This is a genomic window from Alcanivorax sp. REN37 (assembly GCF_041102775.1).
Taxonomy (GTDB): domain Bacteria; phylum Pseudomonadota; class Gammaproteobacteria; order Pseudomonadales; family Alcanivoracaceae; genus Isoalcanivorax; species Isoalcanivorax beigongshangi.
In genome coordinates, this window is record NZ_JBGCUO010000001.1 from 1,120,963 (window position 1) to 1,146,049 (window position 25,087).

At 64.7% G+C, this 25,087-nt stretch carries 24 protein-coding genes and 2 riboswitches; of the genes, 12 read left to right on the forward strand and 12 right to left on the reverse strand.

The features are described from left to right. Positions 1-61 precede the first annotated feature (61 nt). The 5 genes from AB5I84_RS04995 (at position 62) to AB5I84_RS05015 (ending at position 4,245) form a co-directional block, all read left to right on the forward strand. Complete coding sequence (locus AB5I84_RS04995) at positions 62-1,282, forward strand: argininosuccinate synthase (protein ID WP_369454757.1); 1,221 nt, start codon at positions 62-64, stop codon at positions 1,280-1,282. Between the two features lie 178 nt (positions 1,283-1,460). Continuing rightward, on the forward strand, positions 1,461-1,847 hold the full coding sequence (gloA, locus tag AB5I84_RS05000; protein ID WP_369454758.1) for a lactoylglutathione lyase: 387 nt from the start codon (positions 1,461-1,463) through the stop codon (positions 1,845-1,847). Beyond that, positions 1,844-2,284, forward strand: coding sequence for an ATP-dependent zinc protease family protein (locus AB5I84_RS05005; protein ID WP_369454759.1), 441 nt, complete (start codon positions 1,844-1,846; stop codon positions 2,282-2,284). The genes gloA and AB5I84_RS05005 overlap by 4 nt, the downstream gene beginning before the upstream one ends. A 6-nt stretch (positions 2,285-2,290) precedes the next feature. Beyond that, complete coding sequence (gene rimK / locus AB5I84_RS05010) at positions 2,291-3,199, forward strand: 30S ribosomal protein S6--L-glutamate ligase (RefSeq protein WP_369454760.1); 909 nt, start codon at positions 2,291-2,293, stop codon at positions 3,197-3,199. Then, positions 3,196-4,245 (forward strand): succinylglutamate desuccinylase/aspartoacylase family protein, encoded by a 1,050-nt coding sequence (locus AB5I84_RS05015; RefSeq protein ID WP_369454761.1) that lies wholly within the window; start codon positions 3,196-3,198, stop codon positions 4,243-4,245. Before rimK ends, AB5I84_RS05015 begins: the two co-directional genes overlap by 4 nt. Before the next feature lie 66 nt (positions 4,246-4,311). Here the strand turns inward: AB5I84_RS05015 and AB5I84_RS05020 are convergent, their stop codons facing one another. Both AB5I84_RS05020 and nth read right to left on the reverse strand, forming a co-directional pair. Then, positions 4,312-4,962: a BUD32 family EKC/KEOPS complex subunit gene (locus AB5I84_RS05020; protein WP_369454762.1), complete on the reverse strand. Its 651-nt coding sequence runs from the start codon at positions 4,960-4,962 to the stop codon at positions 4,312-4,314. Between the two features lie 276 nt (positions 4,963-5,238). Next, positions 5,239-5,880, reverse strand: a complete 642-nt coding sequence (nth, locus tag AB5I84_RS05025; protein WP_369454763.1) for an endonuclease III — start codon at positions 5,878-5,880, stop codon at positions 5,239-5,241. Between the two features lie 132 nt (positions 5,881-6,012). On the opposite strand from nth, the gene AB5I84_RS05030 reads away from it, so the two are divergent. Then, entirely contained in the window at positions 6,013-6,861 is an 849-nt protein-coding gene (locus AB5I84_RS05030; RefSeq protein ID WP_369454764.1) for an HAD family hydrolase, read from the forward strand. 86 nt (positions 6,862-6,947) lie between these two features. Here the strand turns inward: AB5I84_RS05030 and AB5I84_RS05035 are convergent, their stop codons facing one another. Continuing rightward, complete coding sequence (locus AB5I84_RS05035; RefSeq protein ID WP_369454765.1) at positions 6,948-7,604, reverse strand: glycine zipper 2TM domain-containing protein; 657 nt, start codon at positions 7,602-7,604, stop codon at positions 6,948-6,950. Positions 7,605-8,173: 569 nt separating this feature from the next. Continuing rightward, positions 8,174-8,614, reverse strand: a complete 441-nt coding sequence (locus tag AB5I84_RS05040; protein WP_369454766.1) for a hypothetical protein — start codon at positions 8,612-8,614, stop codon at positions 8,174-8,176. A gap of 442 nt (positions 8,615-9,056) precedes the next feature. Between AB5I84_RS05040 and AB5I84_RS05045 the strand changes: the two genes are divergently transcribed. The 3 genes from AB5I84_RS05045 to nhaD all read left to right on the forward strand — a co-directional run bounded on the left by AB5I84_RS05045 (position 9,057) and on the right by nhaD (position 13,189). Next, on the forward strand, positions 9,057-10,544 hold the full coding sequence (locus AB5I84_RS05045) for an amidase (RefSeq protein WP_369454767.1): 1,488 nt from the start codon (positions 9,057-9,059) through the stop codon (positions 10,542-10,544). Positions 10,545-10,693: 149 nt separating this feature from the next. Then, positions 10,694-11,563, forward strand: coding sequence for a DMT family transporter (locus AB5I84_RS05050; protein WP_369454768.1), 870 nt, complete (start codon positions 10,694-10,696; stop codon positions 11,561-11,563). A gap of 177 nt (positions 11,564-11,740) precedes the next feature. Then, positions 11,741-13,189 carry a sodium:proton antiporter NhaD gene (gene nhaD, locus AB5I84_RS05055; RefSeq protein WP_439650188.1) on the forward strand — a complete coding sequence of 483 codons (1,449 nt, stop codon included), beginning with the start codon at positions 11,741-11,743 and terminating at the stop codon, positions 13,187-13,189. A 66-nt stretch (positions 13,190-13,255) separates the two neighbouring features. Here the strand turns inward: nhaD and AB5I84_RS05060 are convergent, their stop codons facing one another. From AB5I84_RS05060 to AB5I84_RS05070, 3 genes are all read right to left on the reverse strand, one after another. Further along, positions 13,256-14,242, reverse strand: a complete 987-nt coding sequence (locus AB5I84_RS05060) for an LLM class flavin-dependent oxidoreductase (protein ID WP_369454769.1) — start codon at positions 14,240-14,242, stop codon at positions 13,256-13,258. A gap of 10 nt (positions 14,243-14,252) precedes the next feature. Beyond that, positions 14,253-15,293 (reverse strand): dihydroorotase, encoded by a 1,041-nt coding sequence (gene pyrC / locus AB5I84_RS05065; RefSeq protein ID WP_369454770.1) that lies wholly within the window; start codon positions 15,291-15,293, stop codon positions 14,253-14,255. Positions 15,294-15,363: 70 nt separating this feature from the next. Beyond that, complete coding sequence (locus AB5I84_RS05070) at positions 15,364-15,678, reverse strand: thioredoxin family protein (RefSeq protein ID WP_369454771.1); 315 nt, start codon at positions 15,676-15,678, stop codon at positions 15,364-15,366. Between the two features lie 92 nt (positions 15,679-15,770). Between AB5I84_RS05070 and sbcB the strand changes: the two genes are divergently transcribed. The 3 genes from sbcB (at position 15,771) to AB5I84_RS05085 (ending at position 18,569) form a co-directional block, all read left to right on the forward strand. Continuing rightward, positions 15,771-17,243, forward strand: a complete 1,473-nt coding sequence (gene sbcB / locus AB5I84_RS05075) for an exodeoxyribonuclease I (RefSeq protein WP_369454772.1) — start codon at positions 15,771-15,773, stop codon at positions 17,241-17,243. Between the two features lie 74 nt (positions 17,244-17,317). Next, positions 17,318-17,617: a hypothetical protein gene (locus AB5I84_RS05080; RefSeq protein ID WP_369454773.1), complete on the forward strand. Its 300-nt coding sequence runs from the start codon at positions 17,318-17,320 to the stop codon at positions 17,615-17,617. A gap of 148 nt (positions 17,618-17,765) precedes the next feature. After that, positions 17,766-18,569 carry a DUF1266 domain-containing protein gene (locus AB5I84_RS05085; RefSeq protein WP_369454774.1) on the forward strand — a complete coding sequence of 268 codons (804 nt, stop codon included), beginning with the start codon at positions 17,766-17,768 and terminating at the stop codon, positions 18,567-18,569. Between the two features lie 75 nt (positions 18,570-18,644). Here AB5I84_RS05085 and AB5I84_RS05090 read toward each other — a convergent pair whose 3' ends face one another. From AB5I84_RS05090 to ahpC, 5 genes are all read right to left on the reverse strand, one after another. Continuing rightward, a complete protein-coding gene (locus AB5I84_RS05090) occupies positions 18,645-20,192 on the reverse strand; it encodes an ATP-binding cassette domain-containing protein (protein ID WP_369454775.1) in 1,548 nt (515 codons plus the stop codon). Next, a complete protein-coding gene (locus AB5I84_RS05095; protein WP_369454776.1) occupies positions 20,185-21,762 on the reverse strand; it encodes an ATP-binding cassette domain-containing protein in 1,578 nt (525 codons plus the stop codon). The genes AB5I84_RS05090 and AB5I84_RS05095 overlap by 8 nt, the downstream gene beginning before the upstream one ends. A gap of 93 nt (positions 21,763-21,855) precedes the next feature. Continuing rightward, positions 21,856-22,476, reverse strand: a complete 621-nt coding sequence (locus AB5I84_RS05100; RefSeq protein WP_369454777.1) for a trimeric intracellular cation channel family protein — start codon at positions 22,474-22,476, stop codon at positions 21,856-21,858. Positions 22,477-22,500: 24 nt separating this feature from the next. Further along, a riboswitch (glycine riboswitch) is annotated at positions 22,501-22,604 on the reverse strand. Position 22,605: 1 nt separating this feature from the next. Next, positions 22,606-22,692, reverse strand: a riboswitch (glycine riboswitch). A 121-nt stretch (positions 22,693-22,813) separates the two neighbouring features. Next, positions 22,814-24,376: an alkyl hydroperoxide reductase subunit F gene (gene ahpF / locus AB5I84_RS05105; protein WP_369454778.1), complete on the reverse strand. Its 1,563-nt coding sequence runs from the start codon at positions 24,374-24,376 to the stop codon at positions 22,814-22,816. A 97-nt stretch (positions 24,377-24,473) separates the two neighbouring features. Further along, the gene (ahpC, locus tag AB5I84_RS05110; RefSeq protein WP_439650206.1) at positions 24,474-25,031 is read right to left on the reverse strand and encodes an alkyl hydroperoxide reductase subunit C; all 558 of its coding nucleotides are present in this window, start codon (positions 25,029-25,031) and stop codon (positions 24,474-24,476) included. Positions 25,032-25,087 lie beyond the last annotated feature (56 nt).

Genomic DNA, 25,087 nt, shown 5'->3' on the forward strand with positions numbered 1-25,087 from the left:
GCAGAGTGAGTACACTATGCGCCGTCAATTGTCCCCACCTTCAGTACATCGCGGAGTTTTCATGTCGGACATCAAGAAGGTAGTGCTGGCCTACTCCGGTGGCCTCGATACCTCGGTCATCGCCAAGTGGCTGCAGCAAACCTACAACTGCGAAGTGGTCACCTTCACCGCCGACATCGGCCAGGGTGAAGAAGTAGAGCCGGCCCGTGCCAAGGCCGAGGCCATGGGCATCAAGGAAATCTACATCGAGGACCTGCGCGAAGAGTTCGTGCGCGACTTCGTGTATCCGATGTTCCGCGCCAACGCCATCTACGAGGGCGAGTACCTGCTGGGGACCTCCATCGCGCGGCCGCTGATCGCCAAGCGCCTGATCGAGATCGCCAACGAAACCGGTGCTGATGCCATTTCCCACGGCGCTACCGGCAAAGGCAACGACCAAGTGCGTTTCGAGCTGGGCGCTTATGCGCTGAAGCCGGGCGTGCAAGTGATCGCGCCGTGGCGCGAATGGGATCTGAACAGCCGCGAAAGCCTGATGGCCTACGCCGCAGAGCACGACATCCCGGTGGATTTCAAGAAAGCCGGTACTAAATCGCCGTACTCCATGGACGCTAACCTGCTGCACATCTCCTACGAGGGCGGCATCCTGGAAGATCCGTGGGCGGAAGCGGAAGAAGAAATGTGGCGTTGGTCGGTGAGCCCGGAAGCGGCCCCGAACGAAGCCGAGTACATCACCCTGACCTACGCTCAGGGCGACATCGTTGCCATCAACGGTGAAGCCATGAGCCCGGCCACGGTGCTGGAAGAACTGAATCGCATCGGTGGCAAGCACGGCGTTGGCCGTCTCGATATCGTCGAGAACCGCTACGTTGGCATGAAGTCCCGCGGCTGCTACGAAACCCCAGGCGGCACCATCATGCTGCGCGCCCACCGCGCCATCGAATCGCTGACGCTGGACCGCGAGTCCGCGCACCTGAAAGACAGCCTGATGCCGAAGTACGCCGAACTGGTCTACAACGGTTACTGGTGGTCGCCGGAGCGTCTGGCGCTGCAGAAGCTGATCGACGCCACCCAAGAGCCGGTCAACGGCGACGTGCGCGTGAAGCTCTACAAAGGCAACGTGATCGTCGTCGGCCGTCGTTCCGACGACAGCCTGTTCGACGCCAGCATCGCGACCTTCGATGACGACGCTGGTGCTTACGATCAGAAAGACGCTGCCGGCTTTATCAAGCTCAACGCTCTGCGTCTGCGCATTGCTGCGCGCGCCGGTCGCAAGCTGAGCTGATCCCGCCTGTGAACCCTGTCGCCGTGTCTGGCGACGGGGTTCCTGCGGCCGGATTCCCTCCGGCCGTACCGCCGCCCGGCGGATTGCAAAATTCGATTGCCTGAATTTTTTTGTCATGCCTGCGCGGCATACTGCGCAGGTGTGGTGTTGTGGGTCCTGTTGATGAGGGAGCATCGCCATGCGACTGCTGCATACCATGTTGCGTGTCGGCAACCTGGAGCGTTCCATCCGTTTTTATACCGAGGTGCTGGGCATGACGCTGCTGCGTACCCGTGACAGTGAAGGCGGGCGTTACAGCTTAGCGTTTCTCGGCTACCAGCCAGAGTCGGAGGGCGCGGTGCTGGAACTGACCTGGAACTGGGATACCGATCGCTACGACTTGGGCGACGGCTACGGCCACATTGCCATCGAGGTGGATGATGTGGTGGCCGACTGCGAACGCATGCGCGCGCTGGGCGCCAAGGTAGTGCGCGAGCCGGGGCCGATGCGCCACGGTGGCCGGGTGCTGGCGTTCATTGAAGACCCGGACGGCTACCGCATCGAAGTGCTGCAGGCGCAGCCATGAGCGGGCCGTTGACGGTGGGCTGGCGCGAATGGGTGGCGCTGCCGGAGCTGGGTATCGACCGCATCAAAGTGAAGGTGGATACCGGCGCTCGGACTTCTGCGCTGCACGCATTTGAAGTGCTGCCGTTCGAGCGGGACGGCCAGCCTTGGGTGCGTTTTCGCATTCACCCCTGCCAGCAGGACACTGAGCGAGAGGTCACCTGCGAGGCGGCGGTGGTGGATCAACGCACCGTCACCGACTCCGGCGGCCACCGTGAATTGCGCTGGGTGATCCGCACCCCGGTACAGCTCGGCGATCAGTGCTGGCCGATCGAAATCACGCTTACCGACCGTGACAGCATGCGCTTTCGCATGCTGCTAGGACGCACTGCGATGGCACACATCGTGGTCGATCCGTCGGCTTCTTTTCTGTTGGGTTCCCGTCGGGAGCCAAAGTGAGCAGTCATGAAAATTGCCATTCTGTCGCGTAACCCGCGGCTGTATTCCACCCGTCGTCTGGTCGAAGCCGGCGAAGCCATGGGCCATGAGATGCATGTCATCGACACCCTGCGCTGCTATATGAGCATGGTGGCTCACAATCCGGAGATCCATTACCGCGGTAAGAAGCTGGAAGGCTTTGATGCGGTGATCCCACGCATCGGCGCCTCGATTACGTTCTACGGCTGCGCGGTGCTGCGCCAGTTTGAAATGATGGGTGTGTTCCCGGTTAACGAATCAGTGGCGATCACCCGTTCGCGCGACAAATTGCGCTCGTTGCAATTGATGGCGCGCAAAGGCGTGGGCCTGCCGGTGACCGGCTTTGCCAACGCCCCGGATGACATCCCCGATCTGATCAACATGGTTGGCGGCGCGCCGTTGGTGATCAAACTGCTGGAAGGCACCCAGGGCATCGGCGTGGTGCTGGCGGAAACCCGCCAGGCGGCGGAGTCGGTGATCGAAGCCTTCATGGGCATGTCCGCCAACATCATGGTGCAGGAATACATCAAGGAAGCCGGCGGCGCCGACATTCGCTGTTTCGTAGTGGATGGCAAGGTGGTGGCGGCGATGAAACGCCAGGCCAAGGACGGGGAGTTCCGTTCCAACCTGCACCGGGGGGGCACCGCGTCACTGATCCGCATCACCCCGGAAGAACGCGCCACCGCCGTGCGCGCGGCGCGAATCATGGGTTTGAATGTGGCGGGCGTGGACATTTTGCGCTCCAATCATGGGCCGCTGGTGATGGAGGTGAACTCCTCACCGGGGTTGCAAGGCATTGAAGCGGCCACCGGCAAGGACGTGGCAGCGTTGATCATCCGCTTCCTCGAGCGCGAGGCGCGGCCGAACCGTACTGCCACCAAGGGAACCAAGGGATGAGTCTGGCGCCATTTGAATTCGAAGGGGTGAGCGTGCGCCCGGGGCAGCGGGCGGTGGTAGAAATGCCTGCGGCCCATCTGTACACCCGCACCGCACTGAGCATCCCGGTACACATTGTCCATGGCCGCCGGCCAGGCCCGGTATTGCTGGTGTGTGCCGCCATCCATGGCGACGAACTCAATGGCGTCGAAGTGATTCGCCGGCTGCTGACGCTCGGCGGACTTAAACGTATGCACGGTACGTTGGTGGCGGTGCCGGTGGTGAACGTGTTTGGCTTCATCCACAAGTCCCGTTATCTGCCGGACCGGCGCGATCTCAACCGCTGCTTCCCCGGCTCTGAAACCGGCAGCCTCGGCGCGCGCATGGCGCACCTGCTGAAGTCGCGCATCCTCGACCGCGCCACCCATGCCATCGACTTGCACACCGGCGCCATCCACCGCTCGAACTTGCCGCAGATCCGCGCCAATCTGGACAGCCCGGACACCGCCGCCATGGCGCGCGCCTTTGGCGTGCCGGTCGTGATCAACTCAGTGCTGCGCGAGGGCACACTGCGAGAAGTGGCCGAGGCGCAGAATATCCCGGTGATCACCTATGAGGCCGGCGAGGCGCTGCGGTTCGACGAAACCTCGATCCGCGTTGGCGTGCGTGGCGTGGTGGCGGTGATGCGTGATCTCGGCATGCTCACCCGGCGCCGGCAGCCGGAACCTATGGTGCAGCCGGCGGTGGCTAACAGTTCTAGCTGGGTGCGGGCCGAGGACGACGGCGTGTTCCGGCCGCTGGTGGCGCTCGGGGCGCGGGTGCGGCCGGGGCAGTTGCTAGGTCGCATCAGCAGCCCGTTTGGCACCGACGAACGTGACGTGATCGCGCCGTACTCCGGCATCCTCATTGGCCGCAACAACCTGCCGCTGGTTAACGAAGGCGATGCACTGTTCCATGTGGCGCGTTTTGATGAAGTGAAGGATGTGGCCGCGCAGGTGGAAGCGTTCTCGCAGAGCATCGAAAGTGAGCCGCCGGTGGCGGAGGACGAAGCACCGATCCTGGCCTGATCGCCAGACACCAAAAAGCCCGGCAAATGCCGGGCTTTTTGGTGGGCGCAACCGGAGGCGGGCGGATTACAGGCGCACGCCTTGCTCCCAATCAAAATCGGTCACTGGCAATTCGTTGCGGTGGTTGTAACCGGCCATCAGTGCCGCCAACAGACCGTTGTCCAGGTGTGGGTGGTCTTCACGGGTACGGAAGAAATGCCGCCAGTTGCGCTGGCGTTCACCTCGAGTGAGCGGCCAGCCGCGTACGCGCATGTCGAGCACGTCGATCAGGCCGATGCCGCTGTCGCACAGAATGATGTTGCCGGGGTGGATGGAGCGGAAGTAGAGCCCCTCATCGTGCAGGCGGGCGATGAACTGGCCCAGCTCGGCCATGCGCCGTTCGCTGACATCGCCAGCGGCCAAGGCCTGACGCAGGGTGCGGCCAGCTACCGGGCGATAAGTCACCGCAGACATCTGGTTGCTGTCATTGAGCACAAGGGTGTCGCGGATGCGCGGGGCAGGGATGCCGCGCTCGTGGAGTAGTTCACAGTGGCGTGCAAAGCGCACCGCCGGCAGCGTGAACATGTCTCGGCTGAGCCATTTCTTGCGGCGGAACACCTTGAGGAAGTCGCCGTTGGGCAGCGCCCCGACTTTCAGCCCACTGCCGTCCGCTTCGATCACGTCCGAAGCGTCCATCAGTGCGAGCAGTTGCGAGTGGGAAAACGATCGAGACCTCACCTTGGGCTCCTCGGGGAATATCACAGGAGGGCCATGGTAGCGCTTTTGAACACAATTCAAAGATGTGAAGGTAGTGTGAAGAGCAAATAGATGTAAAAAATTTGTTAAAAGACACCGTAATGAAACAAAAGTCCGATTTTTGATCGTTTTTTGCGCCAAATGCTCGGATTAGGCGCTCTATGACGGCCGTTCCGTTCAGATTTGGCAGCGTGAGCGGTGTGGACGCTGATTTATCGGCGTCAACATTTTTTCACATTATGAAAATATCTTGATTGATCAGTAGTCCGGGCGCTGGCTCAGCGGCAGTTCGCACAGGTCTTCGATCAGGCAGCTGCCGCAGCGCGGCTTGCGCGCCATGCAGGTGTAGCGGCCGTGCAGAATCAGCCAGTGATGGGCGTCCTTGAGGAATTCTTCCGGGATCACCCGCAGCAGACGCTGCTCCACTTCGTTGACGTTTTTGCCCGGCGCCAGACGCGTGCGGTTGGAGACCCGGAAGATGTGGGTATCCACTGCGATGGTGGGTTCGCCAAACGCAGTGTTGAGTACCACGTTGGCGGTTTTGCGGCCGACGCCGGGCAGCGCTTCCAGCGCCGCGCGCTCGCGCGGCACTTCGCCATCGTGCAGGTCGATCAGCATGCGGCAGGTCTTGATCACGTTTTCGGCCTTGGAATTGAACAGGCCGATGGTTTTGATGTACTGCTTCAACCCCTCGACGCCGAGGTCGTAAATAGCCTGCGGCGTATTGGCCACCGGATAGAGTTTGGCGGTGGCCTTGTTGACACCGACGTCGGTGGCTTGGGCAGACAGGATCACGGCGATCAACAGCTCGAACGGGGTGCTGTATTCCAGCTCGGTGGTAGGGTGGGGGTTCTCAGCCCGCAACCGCTGGAAGATTTCTGTGCGTTTCGCCCGATTCATGACCTGCCTGCCTGTACTGACGCCCGCCGCAGCGGTGCAATGGGGGGCGCGGGAGTATAGCAGTAGCGACCGCACTTTTGCCGCGCTGGCCGGTCGAACCGGCATCACCTTCACGTTGTTCTGGAGCGCCCCATGAGCATCCTGCAATTGCCCCAGGAGTCCCCCCGCGTGCTGCTGCTGGACTGGCACGGCACGTTGGTCAACACCCGCGCGGCCATGTACCACGCACTGGATGAAGTGCTGCCGCAGCTGGAGGCGCTGGGCCTGCTTGATCACCTGGTGCCGCCGGAGCAGTCGCGCAGCAGCGAGGACGCCCGGCTGGTGGCTTGGGTGCGTCAGCATCGCAAGCTGCACCCGCGCATCCGTGACGACCGCAAGATTTCCCGTACCGATATTTTCGAAGTGCTGTTCGGCAGTGACGAGGACGCCAAGTCGCGCGCCCACGCCGCGTTTGACAGTGCTTACCAGACGCACCTGGAATCGGTGGAGCCGATGGAGGCAGATGCTTACGAGCAGCTCAGTGCGTTGCGCGCGCTGGGGTTGAAACTGGGGCTCATCAGCAACCGCCGCCGCGCCTTTTTGGAAGCCGAGTTGGACGGCCTCGAAGGTGGCCGCTGGTGGCCGTTGTTCGATACGTTGGTGTGCGGAGACGACGGTTGGCGCCGCAAGCCAGCGCCCGACATGTTGCTGCAGGCGCTGGTGAATCTCGGCGACGGTGACAGCCTGCTGGAACTGGAAGGCTGTTGGTATCTGGGTGACAGCACCACCGACGTGGTCGCCGCCAGTGAAGCCGGGGTGACGCCGGTGTTCTATAACGGTGCCGGGTGGGACCAGCGCTGGCTCGACACCATTTTCCCCGGCTCCATGCGCCATCCGCATCAACCCAAAGCGGTGGTGGCGTCGTTGGCGGCGCTGCAGGCGCTGGTGCGGCAGGTGCTGGCCCAGGGCTTGAGAGTGTCGCGCGCACAGCAGCCGCGCTGACCGGCGGCGTGCCTCCTCCGCTACCACAGCCACTTTACACAACACGGCCGCAGTGATGCGGCCGTCTGCATTACTGGGCAACTCGCTTAGCCGGCCACCACCTTGCCATGACGTACCGGCAGTTGGGCGCCGGGATCGCGATCCATGGTTAAGCTGCCACGGCGGCCGGCCCACTCCCACTGCACCAGGTAGTGGTCCACCACTTTCTGCTCGCGCTGGGTAGTGTGACATTGCTGCACCGCGCTTTGGTTCGCTTGGCGTTGCTGTTGCAGCGCGCGGCCGGCCATACCCCCGGCGATCGCCCCGGCCACGGTGGCCACATCCTTACCCCGGCCGCCGCCGAACTGATGGCCGACCACGCCGCCCACTGCCGCCCCCAGCACGCTGCCGGTAATGCGGTTCGGGTCGCGGGGCGCGGGCGCCACCCATTCACATACTTGTTCTGGTACCCATTCACTGCGCTCCACCGGGGTCACGCGGGTGACGGTGGCATAGCGCGGTAGTGCTGGCGCGCTGGGAGACGATATGGCCGGAGTCGAGGGGCGGGCGGCGATAGCTGGCGCCGACGGCGCTGGTGCGTGGGCGATGGTAGCCGCCGGGGTATCGGTGGCGCTCTCCGCCGGCGCGGAGACGGCGGAGAGCGGTGGGGGTTGGATGGCAGCAGACCAGTGGGCCAACGCCCAGCCACCGGCGCCGGCCATCGCGACCAATAACGCGGAGGTAACGAAACGGGAAGCGTGCATCAGTGCGTCTCCTGTGGAAGCTCGAGCGCCCATTGCCGCAACCAAGCGTGCAATAAATAGGGAACAACGGTGCAGCGCGGCCAAATTGCCCAGTTGGTCACACTGCTGGTGTGTGCCGGTCGTGCCGTGGGGTGTTGCAGGCGGAGGTGGGTGTCGCTGTTTGTGCCGCCGTTCACGCGGTCTTCAACGGCGCACGTAGCCGCTGTGTGGCGGCCGTAGGAGTGACATGCCTCGCCGTGCCCAGACGGCGGCTGAAGCGGTTCTAGCGGACGTCGCCGCAGCATTGTTTACCGCCAGAATGGCCAACTCAGCGCCGCTGACCCGCCGCCATAGCGGTGTGAGTAGCGGTGGTGCCCGCGCAGGTGGGACACCGATGAGCGCGGCGTTGCCGTCACCCAGTAGCGCCAGCGGTCCGCCGCCGCTGTGGCGACTGCAAGACTTCCCAACCAATGTCCATGGCACTGGCAGCAACCGACTCGCATTATCAGCGTGGCGGACCCCCAGCGAGCAGGCCCTGGTGATTCAGCACACTGGTTTTTGGGGTGCCGAAACGAGGGCGTGGTGGAGTATCAGTCGGTGTCTCTCAGGCCATGGCGGGTGAGGGCGTGGCCGATACGTTGGCTGGCCGCCCTCAAATCCTGCTCCAGTTGCGCTTCGATGCCGCCGTTGGCATCCAAGGTGGCGTCGGTGACCTTAGCGCGGCGGTGATGCGCCAGTGCCAGGGCGACGTCGGCAGCGGCGCGTTTGAGTTCGGCCAGACTGGCGCCTTCGGCTGTTTCCAGCGCGGCCTTGGCGGCCTCCATGCGTTGCTGGATGGCGTCCTGGTAGAGCCGGCGCAGTCGCTGCCAGTGCTCCAGTTCGGCCAGCCACGCTGGCTGCGCCTCGGTGGTGCGCGGCCGGTTTTGGCGCAGGACGCGGCACTGCTGTTGGGCGTGGTGAAACAGCTGCTTGAGCTCGGCCAGCGGCAGGGCAGCCAGCTGTTGCGAAAGTGGCGTGGCAGGCAAATCCATGGGCGGTACCTGGGTAACGGAGGAGGAGCCGTGCTGCTTGCGGCCGCTCGTGCCGCCCACCGTGTGGCGCGAGCGGACCAGAGTGTGGCTGGTCGTAATAGCGCGCCGCGCCGCGTCGGTGGCGGTCGCGGTGGCATCCGGTGCGGCGCCGGTATCCTCGTTGCCGGACGTCTGGGCAAGTTGACCGCATTCTGGCGGCGTTGCGCCACGCTGACCAGCATGGCCGGCTTGGTTTCGCGTGCAGCGATGTTGAGGGCGGCTGTCCGTCAGTACGCGGCTAAGCAGAATCAGCGCGAGGCCGGTCATAAGCAGCAAGCGGCTGGACGTGCGTGCAGGGATATTGGCATGAACGGACGTACCGGGCCGCCTAGTATGAGCAAGCGGCGGGGCCCTCAAGGGCCGCTGCCGCGCGCAATCCAGAAAATGACAAAGGGATGATGCCATGCGTTTTGATGAATACCGTGGATTTGACGGCGTCGGGTTGGCCGAGTTGGTCGCCCGCGGTGACGTGACCGCCAGTGAACTGCTGGAGCTTGCCATCGAGCGGGCGGAGGCGGTGAACCCGGAGCTCAATGCGCTGGTGATTCCGGCTTACGAGCGGGCGCGCGAACGTGCTCGCAGGGTCACCCCCGGTGGCGTGTTGGGTGGGGTGCCGATGCTGGTCAAAGACTTGTCCCAGGAAATGGCCGGCGTCGCCCACACCAGCGGCAACGCCGCGCTGAAAAACAGCGGCCATGTGGAAACCCAAGACGCCACCATCGTGCAGCGCTGGGAAGCCGCCGGGCTGGTGCCGTTCGGGCGCACCAACTCGCCGGAGTTCGGCGCCAAGGGCGTCACCGAGCCCGTGGCGTGGGGCGCCACCCGCAACCCCTGGAACCGCACCCGTACACCGGGCGGCTCGTCCGGGGGTTCAGCAGCGATGGTGGCCGCGGGCGTGGTGCCGATTGCCGGGGCCAATGATGGCGGTGGCTCGATCCGCATTCCAGCGGCCTACACCGGTCTGTTCGGACTTAAACCCGGTTTCGGGCGCACCCCGTGGGGGCCGTATTTCAAGGGCAATATCGGCGCCTTAGCGGTGAACCACGTGCTCACCCGCTCGGTGCGTGATAGCGCCGCCGTGCTGGATGCCAGTCATGGCTGGGAACCGGGGGCCGGGGTGCGGCTGGCGGCGCCGGAGCACTCTTACCTGGCGCAGCTGCAGCGCTCACCAGGCAAGTTGCGCATTGCTTTCAGCCTGCGCTCGCCGCTCGATACCCCGGTGCACGCAGATGCGGTGGCGGCGGTGGAAAATACCGTATCGATCCTGCAAGGGCTGGGGCATGAGGTGGTGCCGGCGGAACCGGATATCGACGGCATGCAGATGATGGGCGATTGGCTGCAACTGTGGTTCGCCCAATGCGCGGCCACCGTTGACCAAGTGCGCGCCGGCACCGGCTGTAAGGACAGCGGCTTCGAGCCGGACACCTTGGTGATGGCTGCCTTTGGCCGCAGCCTGCGCGCCAACGAATTGGTGGAAGGCGAGTTCCGGCGCCAACAATACCAACTGCGCTATGCCGAATTCCTGCAGCGTTTTGATCTGTGGCTGACGCCCACCGTGGCGCATCCCGCGGCGCGCATTGGCGAGCTGGCGACGCCGGCGTGGCAGCAGCTGGCATCGCGTACCATGATCAAGGTCGGGGCATCGCGGGCGGTGCTGCGCTCCGGGGTGCTCGACACCATGGCGCGTGAGAACCTCAGCTTCACGCCGTTCACTCAACTGATGAACCTGACCGGGGTGCCGGCGATGTCGGTGCCGCTGCATACCGGCACCGACGGCGTGCCGCTCGGGGTGCAGTTTGCCGGCCAACACGGCGACGAAGGACTGCTGCTGCAACTGGCCGCGCAGCTGGAACAAGCGCAGCCGTGGCAGCACCGCATGCCGCCAGCCTGAGTCAGCGGTTTATGCTCCCGGCCCGGTGCCGGGAGCAGCCGCTCCGGCCACCTCATTGACCACACGAATACCCGCCATCACCAGTCTGTTGCGGGCAGTGCGGCGCGGCTTTGCTAAGCTGCCGTCTTTGCCGCTGTCCGGAGCCTGCCATGGCTGCCTTGCCCTCCGTTACTCCCCGCCAAGGCCTGGTGGCCGCGTTGCTGGCCGTTTGCTGTTGGTCCGGCTTCGTACTGGTATCGCGCCTCGGCGGTATCAGTGTGCTGACCCCCTACGACACCATCGCGCTGCGCTACGGCGTCGGGGCGCTGGTGCTGTTGCCGTTCCTGCGCCGTGATCGGCTGTGGCTTAACTGGCGCGGACTGGCGTTGGCACTCACTGGCGGTATCGGCTACAGCGTCACCGTCTACCTCGGGTTCAAATACACCTCCGCGATTCATGCCGGCGTGATGCTGCCTGGCCTGATTCCATTCGGTGCGGCGCTGTTTTGTTTCCTGCTGCTGGGTGAGCGGCTGTCGCGGGTGCGCAGTATCGGCCTGCTGCTGATCGCCGCAGCAGGCGCATTGATGCTGAGCAACCAAGACGGCGACGGCCATTGGCTCGGCGACGCCTGGCTGCTGGTGGCGGTGGTGTGCTGGTCGCTGTACACGGTGCTAGTGCGGCGCTGGCAGGTGCCGCCTTGGACGGGTGCCATCACCACCGCTTACCTGACCGCGTTAATGTTTTTGCCGGTGTACCTGTTGTGGTTGCCGCAGCAACTGGCGGCCGCGCCATGGCCGGATCTCCTGCTGCAAGGGTTCTACCAGGGCGTCATTGCCACCGTGGTCGCGATGCTGTGCTACCTGCGCGGTGTGATGGGACTGGGTGCCAGCGGCATGGGTGCGTTGATGGCGCTGGTGCCGGTGTTGTCCGGCGTAGCGGCGGTGCCGCTGCTGGGTGAAGCGCTGCATTGGGGCGAAGCGCTGGCGATGGTGCTGGCCTGCCTCGGCGCAGTGCTGGCGGCGGGCATTATTAAGCGCTGAAACCCCCGCGTTGGTTGCGCTGTTGTCATAGCTTATACCTTGGCCGCAGTCGTCTGTTGACGCTGCGGGACGCGTGCTACGCTGCGTCAGCGTACTGCGGCGATCACAGCTGCGGTCGCCGGAGCACTGTGTCCGGCGGCCGGTCGCCGCCTTCAAAGACCCGTGCGAGACGCTGCTATGGACCACCGCTCACCCTGGCTGCAACGCAGCCTGCTGTGCCTGATTGCCGTATTGTCCCTGGGCGCCATGCCCGCCCACGCGCAGGACGCTGCGCTCGATCTCACCCGATCCTCGATTGGCTATGTGACGCTAGTGGTGTTCACGCTGGCCTACCTGTTGGTGATGCTGGAAGAAAAGCTGCAGCTGCGAAAATCGAAACCGGTGCTGGTGGCGGCCGGCATCATCTGGTTCATGATCGGCGGTTATTACACCCAGGCCGGCATGGCGGAAATTTCCGAAGCAGCGTTCCGCGAAACCCTGTTGGAATTTGCCGAATTGATGCTGTTCCTGCTGGTGGCGATGACCTATATCAACGCCATGGAAGAGCGGCGTTTGTTCGATGGCCTACGCGCTTGGATGGTGCGCAAAGGTTTCAACTACCGCACCCTGTTCTGGCTCACCGGCGCGCTGGCGTTCTGCATTTCACCGATTGCCGACAACATGACCACGGCGCTGCTGATGTGCGCGGTGGTCGTAAAGGTGGCGGACGGCCATCGCAGCTTCATCAATCTCTGTTGCGTCAACATCGTGGTGGCGGCCAACGCTGGCGGTGCTTTCAGTCCGTTTGGCGACATCACCACGCTGATGGTGTGGCAAGCACAAAAAATTCAGTTCAACGAATTCTTCGTGCTGTTCCTGCCGTCGTTGGTGAATTTCCTGGTGCCGGCGCTGGTGATGTCGTTGTTCGTTGAGCGGGGCACGCCGTCGGCGATGAACGAGGAGGTGGAGCTGAAGCGGGGCGCGTTTCGCATTGCGCTGCTGTTCTTGGTCACCATTGCACTGGCGATCATTGGCCACAGCCTGCTGGGACTGCCGCCGGTGCTGGGCATGATCACCGGGCTTGGGTTGCTGCAATTTTTCGGTTATTTCCTGCGCAAGACGCTGCCGTCCTCGCTGGCGCGCAAACGCGCCCGCGCGGAGCACAACGGCGATGCGGAAACGCTCAAGCGGCTCGGTGGTGTGGTGCCGTTCAACGTGTTCGATCCCATTGCGCGTGCCGAGTGGGACACCTTGCTGTTCTTCTACGGCGTGGTGTTGTGCGTCGGCGGGCTGGGTTTCATGGGCTACCTGTCGCTGCTCTCGAGCGCGCTCTACGACGGCGGCAATGCCACCATGGCCAACGTGGTGTTGGGGCTGATGTCGGCAGTGGTGGACAACATTCCGATTATGTTTGCGGTGCTGACCATGTCGCCAGAGATGTCCCATGGCCAATGGCTGCTGATCACCTTGACCGCTGGCGTCGGCGGCAGCTTGCTGTCGATCGGCAGCGCCGCCGGGGTGGCGCTGATGGGCGCCGCGCGTGGCCACTACACCTTCATGGGGCACTTGCGTTGGATGCCGGTGCTGTTGCTGGGTTATATCGCCAGCGTGCTGGTGCACCTGTGGATCAACGCCCACCTGTTCTGACAGCAATGGATGACAGACAGCAATAAGGCGCCCTAGGGCGCCTTATTGCATGAGGCCGCAGCGGGTTCAGTCGGCCAGCAATTCGGCCACCAGCTCGCAGGCACGGTGACGGTCGTGCTGGTGGTAGAAGTCGCAGGTGAAAATGATCTCGTCGGCCTGGGTCACCTCCAGCAACTGATCGAGGCGCTGTTTCACCCGCTGCGGGCCGCCCACCAATGCGGTGGCGTACATGTTGCCGATGGCATGTTGCTCGGCTGGACTCCAAAGCCCGGCCATGCGCTCCACCGGCGGCGCAATGCGCAAGCTCTCACCACGCAGCAGTGCCAGCGCGCGCTGGTAGGCGGAGGTGGCGAGATATTCGGCGTGCGGGTCGCTGTCGGCCAGCAATAGCGGCGCGCCGATAATCACCTGTGGTGCTGCCAGCTGTGCCGACGGCACAAATTCCGCGCGGTAGAGCGCCAACGCTTGATGCAACATGGCCGGGGCGAAATGGGAGGCGAACGCGTAGGGCAGCCCTCGTTGCGCCGCCAAGCGTGCGCTGAACAGGCTGGAGCCGAGTAGCCACACCGGCACCCGCGTATCGGTGCCGGGTACCGCGCGCACCCGCAGCTGCCCATCATCCGGGCCGAGATAGGCCATCAACTCTGCCACCTGCTCGGGGAAGTCGCTTTCCCGCTCCTGCACACTGCGGCGCAGCGCGCGCAGGGTGGCGCGATCGGTGCCCGGTGCCCGTCCCAGGCCGAGGTCGATACGGTCTGGGTACAGCGTGGCGAGGGTGCCAAACTGTTCCGCCACCACCAGCGGCACATGATTGGGCAACATGATGCCGCCGGAGCCGACGCGGATGCGCGAGGTGCCGCCGGCGATGTGACCGATCAGCACTGCGGTGGCCGACGACGCGATGCCGTCCATGTTGTGGTGCTCGGCCAGCCAGTAACGGGTGAAACCTAATTGCTCCGCGTGGCGAGCCAGCTCCAGTGAATGGGTCAGCGCCTCGGCAACGCTGCCGTCCTGCCGCACTGGGACCAGATCCAGGAAGGAATAGCGCGCCATCGGATGCTCCTCAGTCAGCCAATTGCCAATCCAGCGTAGTGCCGGCCTGCCACGGTACCACCGGGGTACCGCCGACATCGACCAGCTCCGGCAGCGTCCACGGGCGGCGCACCAACGTCACCGTATCGGTGTTGCGTGGCAGGCGGTAGAAGTCGGCACCGTAGTGGCTGGCAAAACCCTCCAGCTTATCGAGCGCGCCGTGCTGCTCGAAGAAGCCAGCATAGAACGGCAGCGCCGCCGGCGCTGAGTAGCAGCCCGCGCAGCCGCAGGCGGCTTCCTTGCGATTGCGCGCATGGGGGGCCGAATCGGTGCCGAGGAAGAAACGCGAGTCGCCGTCCAGCACCGCGCGCTGGATGCGCAGTTGGTGGTCGCGGCGCTTGAGGATCGGCAGGCAGTAGTTGTGGGTGTGCACGCCGCCCACCAGCAGATCGTTGCGGTTCATCATCAGGTGCTGTGGCGTGACAGTGGCGGCGGTGTGGGTCGCGCAGCTGCGCACGAAGTCGACGCCGTCACCGGTGGTGACGTGCTCCAGCACGATGCGCAGCGCCGGGAAGTCCTTGCGGATGGCGGCCAGGTAACGGTCGATGAACACCTTTTCGCGGTCGAACACGTCCACATCGCTGTCGGTGACTTCCGCGTGCAGCAGCAGCGGCAGGTCCAACTCCTGCAGCGCTTCGTAGAGCGGGTAGATGGCGGCCGGGTCGCGCACGCCGCTGCTGGAGTTGGTGGTGGCTCCAGCCGGGTACAGCTTCACTGCTTTGACGAAATCGGTGGCGGCCGCCTCGCGCAGTTGCGCCGCGGTGGTGGCTTCGGTGAGGTAGAGCACCATCAGCGGTTCAAAGGCGCGCCCGGCGGGCACGGCGTCGAGGATGCGCGCGCGGTAAGCGGCGGCACTGGCAGCGTCGATCACCGGCGGTGTTAGGTTCGGCATCACGATGGCGCGACCGAACACGGCGGCGGTGGCGGGCACAGTGCCGGCCAGCATCACGTCGTCACGGAAGTGCAGGTGCCAATCGTCGGGGCGGGTGAGGGTGAGGGAGTCGACAGCCATGGAATCCTCGCAGCGGGTCAGGTGGGGCCGGGCAAACGGCGCCAAAGGATACACCGGCGAGAACTGAAAATCAGAGCGCCAGCAGCGCCAGCACCTGGTGTGCGGCCAATGGCCGCACCGTACGGCCCAGCTCGACGCCGTCCTGCAGCAGGATCAGCGTCGGCCACAGCTTGACCTGGTAGCTGCGGCCGAGCGGCCGGCCCTTGCCGTCTTCCACCGCCACATGGTGCAGCGCGGGGTGCTGTTGCAGCGCCTCGTGGATCGCCGCCTGGGCCGCGATGCAGTGGCCGCACCAGTTGGCGCCGAACTCCAGCAGCACCCGGCCCTTCAGCGCGTCGGTGTCGGCGCGGGTGAGGGTTTCCGGCTGGTAATCGGGCATCGGCATGGCGGCTCTCCCACGGTGGTTTGGTGTTCAGGGGCGACAGTGAAGGCTATCCTTGCCGGCCCACTCCGACAATGGCAAAGGGACCCGGCGTTGTGACTGCACCGACTTTCTTCTGGCATGACTACGAAACCTGGGGCATCGACACTGCCCGCGACCGCCCGGTGCAATGTGCCGGCGTGCGCACCGATGCCGAGTTCAACGTGATCGACGAACCGATCAACCTGCTGTGCCGGCCGACGCCGGACTACCTGCCGGCGCCGGAGGCCTGTCTGGTCACTGGCCTGACGCCGCAGCAGGCGCTGGACGAAGGCATGCCGGAGGCTGAGTTCATCCGCCGGGTGCACGCCGAGTTGGCGGCACCGGGTACCTGCGGCGTTGGCTACAACAGCCTGCGGTTTGACGATGAAGTGACCCGTAATACCCTCTACCGCAATTTCTACGACCCCTACGCCCGCGAATGGCAGCACGGCAACAGCCGCTGGGACCTGATCGATCTGGTGCGCCTCTGTCACGCGCTGCGCCCGGACGGCATGCACTGGCCGCAGCGAGACGACGGCCGCACCAGCTTCCGGCTAGAGGAACTGACCGCTGCCAACGACTTGGCCCACGAATCCGCCCACGACGCCATGAGTGATGTGTGGGCGACGCTGGCGCTAGCGCAGCGCATTCGTGCGTTGCAGCCGCGTATGGTCGATTACGCCATGGGCCTGCGCTTCCGCCATGAAGCGGCGCGCCACTTAAACCTGGCGACCCAGGCGCCGGTGCTTTACATCAGCGGGCAGATTCCCGGTGCCCAGCAGCACGCCGGTTTCATGATGCCGCTGATGGCGCACCCGACTCGGCGCCATAGCATCATCGCGGTGGATTTACGCCAAGATCCGAGCGCCTTGCTGAGTCTGGACGCCGACGGCATTCGCGCGCGGCTGTTTGTCAGCCAGGCGGAGTTGCCGGACGGTGTCGAACGGTTGGCGCTGCGTGAGATTCACCTCAACCGTGCGCCGATGATGGTTCCGGCCAAAATGGTTGATGACACCGTGGCGGCCCGACTCGGCATCGATTTGCCCGGTTGCCGGCAGCATTGGCGTCAACTGCGGGAGGCGCGCGAGGCGCTGGCCGCGACCCTGAACCAAGTCTACGGCGCACCGGCGGCGCAACGTCCGGGTAGTGATGACCCGGACCTGATGCTCTACAGCGGTGGTTTCTTCTCGGACGACGACCGGGCACGCATGGAGGCGGTGCGCCATGCTGCGCCCAATCAGTTGGGGCAGTTTGCCGGCCGCTTCCAGGATGAGCGACTGGACGAAATGCTGTGGCGTTACCGCGCCCGCAATTTCCCGGAAACGCTGGCGCCGCGTGAACGCCAGCGCTGGCAGCAATGGTGTCACCGGCGGCTGACTCATCCCGCTGACGGTGAACGCGGGTTGGCCGAATTCCATCAGCGCATCAGTGCCCTGCGCGCCGAGCTTGGCGATCCCAACCAGCACGGCCGCGCCCACTGGGTACTGGACGAGTTGGATGAGTACGGCCAGGCGCTACATGCCGCCATCAATGCGCCGGTGGTGTGACGGTCACGTTTCCGTCATTAGCGCCGCCTAGCCTATGGTGAGGGCCGGACACTCCGGCTCCGTGGAGAGACACCATGGGCAAGAAAATAGACTCGCCGCTGCAGCGCCTGCTGGAGTGCTATGTGCTGCAAGCGATCGATGAACTCGGTCCTAAGCAGCGCCGGTTGCTGGAGCGGTTGGAAGGTACGTTGCAGAAGCTCTACCAGTCGGTCGGCAATTGGCAGCAGATTGTGCAGCAGCAGGTGGGCTTACCGCAGGATGTGGACCACACCTTGCAGCAGGCCTGGGCCAGCGCCGGCAGTGACCGTTGTAGCGAAAGTTTTGCTCGTGAATGGGCGCACCGGTTGGTGCCGCTGTCGGCGCGCTGCCCCTGATTCGAGACTGTGCCTCGCATCACATTCTTGCTGTGATCTCGCCGCTATGCTGCCCCGCTTTGTGTACGGGGGCAGGAAAGTCTTCGTCGTGAGTACACCGCGTGGGTGCAGGGAGCACAGGGCGACGGTGGTTGCGGAGACGGTCCGAATGGACAATTTGATCCTGGTGTTGGTGTTGCTCGCGGTGGGTGGGGCAGCGGTGTACAAGGTGTGGGGACCGGTACGGACGCTGATTCGTGTGATCCGGCGACCGAATTACGAGCAGAATCCGCAGGCAGCGCCGCTGTCTCGGGACGATGCCCAGGCGGTGGCGTTGGGGCAGGTGATCTGCGAGCAGAACATGTTCTTTGCCAACAGCCTGGAAACCGGCGGCGGCAGCAGTGATGTGGCGGAGCAGGTCAAACGCTTGGCCAATAACTGGGATGTGGTTGACCGCGACAGCGCGTTGTCTGCCATCGAGCGCTTCCGCGAAGGGGGCCGCCGGGCACTGGAAGATTTGGTGCTGGAGGTGTACCTGAAAGTGGAGCCGGCCGAGCGCGTGGCGGTGCTGGCCGAGCACCTGCCGCAGGAACTGATGGGCCCGGCACAAGGCATGCTGGCGGAGATCCCGCAGCTGTTGGCCAAACTCAACGAATACGAGCTGTACCAAGAAGACGAGCTGCCTGGCATCCTCGAGCGCGGCACCTTGGCCTGGGACTTGGGTCGGGTGGTCTACATTGCTCGCGCGGCGCTGCTGGTCGGCTACTTGGATGCCAACCAAGCGTGGCAAGTGGTACGCCAAGCGCGCGCTCAGCTCGGTGAGCATTTCCCAGACTGGAAAGCCTACGGCCAGAGCTACATGCTTGGCCGCGCGTTCTGGAGCATCGACGACATGGCGTTCGACGGGTTGGCTACCATTACCAAGGCCAGCTGGACCGATGCCGACAGTGCCTGGTTGAAGCACCCGCTGTGACCGTTTGACGGTGACTGTCTGCACACAAAAAAGGCGCTCCGAGGGGGCGCCTTTTTTATTTCCGTCAGCGGCGCTTCAGCGCTGGATCTCGAGCACTTGGGTCGGCTGCCAGATCGCCGGGTCGCGGTGGGTGACCACCACCAGCGTGCGGCCACTGGCGATGACGGCCGCCGCCACCTGCGCTTCGGTGTCCGGGTCCAGCGCCGAGGTGGCTTCATCGAGAATCAGGATCGGTGCCGGCTTAAACAACGCCCGCGCCAACGCCAGCCGCTGGCGCTCGCCGCCGGACAGCGCACTGCCGTGGTGGCTCACCGCCTGGTCCAGCCCCGCGGGGCTGCGTGCCAGCAGGGGGCCCAGCGCGGCGGCCTCGGCGCTGGCGCGTACTGACGCTAGGTCTGCTGGCGCGCCGAGGGTGATGTTGTCGGCCAAACTACCACTGAACACCACCGGCTCTTGCGGCACATAGCTGATGTATTCCGCCAGCTGGGTGAATGGCAGCTGCGGTAGCGGTACGCCGCCCAGCGTGACCTGGCCGTGGGCCGGATCGTCAAAGCGCATCATCAAACCAAGCAGCGTGCTCTTGCCGCCGCCGCTGGGGCCGCGGATCACCATCCGTGCGCCCGGTGTTAGCGTGGCTGATAGCGGCGTCCAACCGCTGCGCGCCTGCACCTGTTCCAGTGTTAGGGTGGCGTCGGCGGGCACCGCAACCCTGGCGCCGCTGTCCGGCAGCGCCGGTGCCGCCAATACTTGGTGGTAACGGCGCCACGCATCACGCACATCGTTGAGACTGAGCGCGGTCAGGGCCAGATCCGCCAGCGGTGCACAGGCGCGGCCCACCAGCACGATCAGGGCCAGCAGCACCGGCGCCGGCGTGGGGCCCTGTGCCGTTTGCCACAGCAACACCCCGGCCAGCGGCAACACGCTGGCGAGCGTGGCGATCAGCGTGGCGGGTGCGGCCGCCAGGTTGGTGCGGTCCAGCGCCGTCTGTTGCGCGCTCCAGCTGTGATCCAGCCGCGACAGCGTGCGTGCCGGGCCGGCACTGCTGCGCAGCAGGGTTAGATGGTCGACCAGCTCCTGAGTAGCGCGATGGCTGTGCTGGGCGGCGGCATCGCGCGCGCTGTCGGCGCGCCGCAGCCACCATTGGCCGAGCAGTTGCGCGGCCAGTGCCACGAGCCAGAGTAGCAGCGTGCACAGCGCCGCCGCCGGGCTCACTACCAGAGCGATGCCCGCACACAGCAGCAGCGGCACCAGCGGCGCCAGCACCAGCGGTTGCAAGTGGTGGGCGGGAATGCTCATCAGCGTTGGCACGCCACGGCCGGCCACATCGGTCAGTAGCTGGCGGTTGTCAGCACTGAACCAGCCGAGCCGGGCGCGGCCGAGCGTGCCGAGCAGGGCTTGGTAGAAATCGCCGGCCAGCCGCGCGGCGGTGATGAAACCGCCACGGGTGACCAGCACCGTTACTGCCAGCGCCAGCAGCGCTAGCACAATCACTGGCAGCGGCCCGGCGTGGTGCAGCAGGCTCCACGCCAGCAGTGTGTAGACACCCGCTTCCAGTAGCGCTACGGCCACCCAGCCGAGCACGCTGGCCAGCAAACGACGCCGGGCGCGATCTGCATCATGCATAGGAATCTCCTTGGTTCGGGCTGGGTAGCGCCACCCTGGTGTCGGCTTGCGCCGCCAGGGCGGCGTCATGGGTGACCACCACCAGCGTGCGATGCTGGTCACGGGCGTGTCCTTGCAGACGGCGGAAGATCTGCCGCGCGGTGTCGTCATCGAGGGCGCTGGTAGGTTCGTCTAGCAGCAGCACTGGGGCCGGGCTGAGGAACACCCGCGCCAGCGCCACCCGCTGTTGCTCGCCACCGGACAGTTGACTGGCGTCGGCGTCCAGCGCGACTTCCAGACCGGCCTCGGACAGCGCCCACTGCAAGGTGGCGTCATCGGCGTGGGTAACCGCCAGCAGTAGGTTGTCGCGCACACTGCGGCTGATTACTTGTGGCCCTTGCGGCATCAGATGCAGCAGCGCCGCGCGAGCCTCGGCACTGAGTTCAGTCAGCGCCACGCCGTTGGCGTGGGCGTGTCCCGAAGGCAATAGATCCTGCCCGGCCAGAGCGCGCAGCAGCGTGGATTTGCCGCCGCCGCTGGGGCCGGTGATGGCGGTCAGAGTGCCAGGCCGCGCGGTTAGTGACAGCGGTTGTCCAGCTCTAAAACCGTCGGCGTGCAGCGTAACCGCCGCACCAAGATCGCTGTTGTGCTGACCTTCAGGCAGCGCTGGTTCACGCAGCAATTCCGCCAGGCGCGCGGCGGCGGCGCGGCCAGCGTGCAGGTAATCGAGGCCGTGCCCGAGCCGCAGCGCCGGCGTCACCAACGCCAAACTGAATAGCAGCGCCGCCGCCAGTGTCGCCGGCGGCCATTGGTGACCGATCAGGTAGACGATGGCGAAGGTGGCGGCCGCTTGCATCAATGCGGTGGCAAGGGCGGCGGCAGTGGCTACCCGGCGCACTCGGGTCTCCATGCCCTCGGCAAATGCACGGGTGGCGTTCTCGAAGCGCGCCGCGGCGCCGGCTTCGCCGCCGTAGAGTCGCTGTACGTGGATGCCGCGGGCGTAATCGTCGGCGGCGTTGATCACGTCACCGAGCACATCGCTCTGCATGGCACCGGCTTGGGCGCTCAGACGCGGGATCGACACGAGGTAGCAATAGGCTGCCGCTACCCCCGGCAGCAGCGCCAGTAAGGCCCAGGGCCCGGCGCTGGCAACCAGCAACACTACCGAGGCCAGTGGGACCACCAGCAGGGTGGCGAACTCCGCTGGCAGGTGGGCGAGCAGGTGGTGCAGCGCTTGCACATCTTCAGCTACCGCTTGGCGCAGACGTTTGCTGTCCAGGTTAGCCAGCGTGCGTGCCGGCAGCCGCAGCAGGTGGGCAGCCAGCAGTTGGCGCAGGCGCTGACCGCAGCGGGCTTCGGCGGCGTGGGCCAGCCAGCTGGCGGCCGCGCCGAGAGCGGCGCTGGCCACCCACAGCGCCACCGCCCACAGTAGCGCGCTGCGCTGGCCGTGGCCGATCAATTGAGTGAGTTGCCAGAGCGCGGCCAATTGCAGCAGGCCAGCCGCTGCCGCGCCTAACGCGGCGGCGGTCAGTGCGGGCAGGGCAGGGCGCAGGGCGGGGAGTAGCGGCGGGAAGGCAGACGCGAGGGCCATTGGAACACCTTGTGTGGGCGGCCGTGGGCGCAGCCGCGTGACGCAAGGTTTAGATAGTAATGATTCTCAACTGTGATTGGCAACCGGGCTGGGTCAGTCTTCCCATTGGTCGTTGTCGTAGGCGAACACCGGCAGCGACCACTGATAGCGGATCGCCGCCAGGCGCATGCCGAGGCCAAACATGAACGACACCAGTAGGTTCAGGTTTTCATTCACCTCCAGTGCGCGCAGGCCCAAATACAGCAGCGCCACCAGCAGCGACACGCTGGCGTACAGCTCATGGCGTAGCACCTGCGGGGTGCGGTTGCACATGATGTCGCGCAGGATGCCGCCGAAGATGCCGGTGGTGATGCCGGCCATGATCACTACCGGAGTGGCGTAGTCGAGCCGCAGCGCTACGTCGCAACCGATGATGGTGAACGCCACCAGCCCCATGGCATCCACCAGCAGGAAAATCTGCTTGAGGCGGTGCATGAAGCGCGCGATCAGCATGGTGAACATGCCGGCGCCGATGGTCAGGTAGATGTAGAGCGGGTGTTGAGTCCAGGTCACCGGGTAGTTGCCGAGCAGCACATCGCGCACGGTGCCGCCGCCAAGGGCGGTGAGAAAGGCGATTAGGGCGACCCCGAACAGGTCCATGTTGCGGCGTCCGGCGGCGAGCGCACCGGACATGGCTTCCGCCGTGATGGCGATGACAAAGATATAGGTCAGCACACAAGCACCTCTGTGTCGTGTTGTGCCTCTCCCTCTGTCCTTGGTACCTGAGAGTTTATGCCGGAAACCGGCTTGCCCCTTCGGTGGGTACCCTGCCATGGCGGGCACCGCTCTCCAGTCGGCGTCGATAGTGTGGTTGCAGTACGGGAGCCTGAGCGTTTATGGGAGGTTGCGCCTTCGGCGGAGGACCGGGCCTCTCTCTCCTGCAACGGCGCGCATTATACGGCGGAATTGGTGCTTGGGAACTGGCTGGCGGCGGGGGCTGTGAAAAAAGGCGGCGACCGCAGGATCACTGCGGCCGCCGGTGCCGGGCGCCGGGTAGGCGCGGCGGCGTGACTTACTCGCTGACGGACGAGCGGATCAGGTGATCGAAGGCACTCAGTGCGGCGGTGGCACCGCCGCCCATGGCGATCACGATCTGCTTGTATGGCGTGGTGGTGACATCACCGGCGGCGAAGATGCCGGGTACTGACGTCTGGCCACGGGCGTCGATCTCGATTTCCCCGTGGCGGCTGAGGGCCACCGTGTCCTTGAGGAAATCAGTGTTCGGCACCAAGCCGATCTGCACAAACACGCCGGCCAGTTCGACCTTGTGCTCGCGGTCGTCGTTGCGATCCTTGAACACCAAGCCGTTGACGCGCTGGCCATCACCGGTGATCTCGGTGGTCTGGGCACTGGTGTGCACGGTGACGTTGGGCAAGCTGGCCAGTTTCTTCTGCAGCACCGCATCGGCACGCAGCACTTTGTCGAACTCCAGCACAGTGACGTGCTCGACAATGCCCGCCAAGTCGATGGCGGCTTCGATGCCGGAGTTACCGCCGCCGATCACGGCCACTTTTTTGCCCTTGAACAACGGGCCGTCACAGTGCGGGCAGTAGGCCACGCCACGGCCGCGGTATTCCTGCTCGCCGGGCACGTTCACTTCGCGCCAGCGGGCACCGGTGGCCAGTACCAGCGCTTTGGTTTTCAGCGTGGCGCCGGACTCGAACTGCACCTGGTGCAGACCGTCGGCACCGGCCGGGATCACCTTGGTGGCGCGCTGCACGTTCATGATGTCAACGTCGTAAGCGCGTACGTGCTGTTCCAGCGCCGTGGCCAGTTTCGGGCCTTCGGTTTCCGGCACCGAGATGAAGTTCTCGATCGCCAAGGTGTCCAGCACCTGGCCACCGAAGCGCTCGGCAGCGACGCCGGTGCGGATGCCTTTACGGGCGGCGTAGATCGCCGCTGCGGCACCGGCCGGGCCACCGCCCACCACCAGTACATCGAACGCATCTTTGGCATTCATGGCTTCGGCATCGCGGGCGGCCGCGCCGGTGTCGAGCTTGGCGATGAACTCTTCCAGCGAGGCGCGGCCCTGGTGGAACTGTTCGCCGTTCAGGTAGACGCTGGGCACCGCCATCACCTGGCGTGCTTCCACTTCGTCTTGGAACAGCGCGCCGTCAATGGCGACGTGCTTGACGCGTGGGTTGAGCACCGCCATCAAGTTCAGCGCCTGCACGATGTCAGGGCAGTTCTGGCAGGACAGCGAGAAGTAAGTTTCGAACTGATAATCGCCAGTCAGCGCTTTGATTTGCGCAATGGTGTCGTCGCTGACTTTGGGCGGGTAGCCGCCGACTTGCAGCAGTGCCAGCACCAGCGACGTGAATTCGTGGCCCATGGGGATACCGGCGAAACGCAGGCTGACAGACCCATCGGGGCGGTTGATCGAGAACGAGGGCACGCGGGCATCGTCACCGTCGGTGCGCAGGCTGATCTTGGCAGACATGCCTTCAATTTCACGCAACAGCTCCAGCAGTTCCTGGGATTTGGCGCCGTCGTCGAGGGACGCCACCAGCTCCACCGGCTGATCAATGCGTTCCATGTAGGCATTCATTTGGGCTTTGAGGTTGGCATCCAACATGCTGGCAGTCTCCTTGTGAGAGTGATGTGCGGGTAAAAAAATGCCCGGGCCGGGTAGGGCCCGGGCAGTGGCGTCATACTGCCCAGCAGTACGAAGCTTAGATCTTGCCGACCAGGTCCAGGGACGGAGCCAGGGTCGCTTCGCCTTCTTTCCACTTGGCCGGGCACACTTCGCCCGGGTGGTTGCGGACGTACTGGGCGGCTTTCACTTTGCGCAGCAGGTCGGAGGCGTCGCGACCGATGCCTTCAGCGGTGATTTCAACGGCTTGAATGATGCCGTCCGGGTCAACGATGAAGGTGCCGCGGTTGGCCAGGCCCTGGTCTTCGCGCATCACTTCGAAGTTACGGGTTACGAGGCCGGTCGGGTCGCCGATCATGGTGTACTTGATCTTGGCGATGGTGTCGGAGGCGTCGTGCCACGCTTTGTGGGTGAAGTGGGTGTCGGTGGAGACGGAGTAGATTTCCACGCCCAGCTTCTGGAATTCTTCGTAGTGGTCAGCCACGTCGCCCAGTTCGGTCGGGCAGACGAAGGTGAAATCGGCCGGGTAGAAGAAGAATACAGACCACTGGCCTTTGATGTCGGCGTCGCTGACGTCGATGAACTTGCCGTCCTTGAACGCAGACGCTTTGAACGGTTTGACTTCGGTATTGATCACAGACATGTCGTAACTCCTTCGCTGAATGTGTCCGGATGACAGGACCTACAATAGCC

Coding starts and splice junctions, on each gene's coding strand:
- AB5I84_RS04995 (WP_369454757.1), top strand. CDS start 62: ATGTCGGACATCAAGAAGGTAGTGCTGGCCTACTCCGGTGGCCTCGAT.
- gloA (WP_369454758.1), top strand. CDS start 1,461: ATGCGACTGCTGCATACCATGTTGCGTGTCGGCAACCTGGAGCGTTCC.
- AB5I84_RS05005 (WP_369454759.1), top strand. CDS start 1,844: ATGAGCGGGCCGTTGACGGTGGGCTGGCGCGAATGGGTGGCGCTGCCG.
- rimK (WP_369454760.1), top strand. CDS start 2,291: ATGAAAATTGCCATTCTGTCGCGTAACCCGCGGCTGTATTCCACCCGT.
- AB5I84_RS05015 (WP_369454761.1), top strand. CDS start 3,196: ATGAGTCTGGCGCCATTTGAATTCGAAGGGGTGAGCGTGCGCCCGGGG.
- nth (WP_369454763.1), bottom strand. CDS start 5,880: ATGAATCGGGCGAAACGCACAGAAATCTTCCAGCGGTTGCGGGCTGAG.
- AB5I84_RS05030 (WP_369454764.1), top strand. CDS start 6,013: ATGAGCATCCTGCAATTGCCCCAGGAGTCCCCCCGCGTGCTGCTGCTG.
- AB5I84_RS05035 (WP_369454765.1), bottom strand. CDS start 7,604: ATGCACGCTTCCCGTTTCGTTACCTCCGCGTTATTGGTCGCGATGGCC.
- AB5I84_RS05040 (WP_369454766.1), bottom strand. CDS start 8,614: ATGGATTTGCCTGCCACGCCACTTTCGCAACAGCTGGCTGCCCTGCCG.
- AB5I84_RS05045 (WP_369454767.1), top strand. CDS start 9,057: ATGCGTTTTGATGAATACCGTGGATTTGACGGCGTCGGGTTGGCCGAG.
- AB5I84_RS05050 (WP_369454768.1), top strand. CDS start 10,694: ATGGCTGCCTTGCCCTCCGTTACTCCCCGCCAAGGCCTGGTGGCCGCG.
- nhaD (WP_439650188.1), top strand. CDS start 11,741: ATGGACCACCGCTCACCCTGGCTGCAACGCAGCCTGCTGTGCCTGATT.
- AB5I84_RS05060 (WP_369454769.1), bottom strand. CDS start 14,242: ATGGCGCGCTATTCCTTCCTGGATCTGGTCCCAGTGCGGCAGGACGGC.
- pyrC (WP_369454770.1), bottom strand. CDS start 15,293: ATGGCTGTCGACTCCCTCACCCTCACCCGCCCCGACGATTGGCACCTG.
- AB5I84_RS05070 (WP_369454771.1), bottom strand. CDS start 15,678: ATGCCGATGCCCGATTACCAGCCGGAAACCCTCACCCGCGCCGACACC.
- AB5I84_RS05080 (WP_369454773.1), top strand. CDS start 17,318: ATGGGCAAGAAAATAGACTCGCCGCTGCAGCGCCTGCTGGAGTGCTAT.
- AB5I84_RS05085 (WP_369454774.1), top strand. CDS start 17,766: ATGGACAATTTGATCCTGGTGTTGGTGTTGCTCGCGGTGGGTGGGGCA.
- AB5I84_RS05090 (WP_369454775.1), bottom strand. CDS start 20,192: ATGCATGATGCAGATCGCGCCCGGCGTCGTTTGCTGGCCAGCGTGCTC.
- AB5I84_RS05095 (WP_369454776.1), bottom strand. CDS start 21,762: ATGGCCCTCGCGTCTGCCTTCCCGCCGCTACTCCCCGCCCTGCGCCCT.
- ahpF (WP_369454778.1), bottom strand. CDS start 24,376: ATGTTGGATGCCAACCTCAAAGCCCAAATGAATGCCTACATGGAACGC.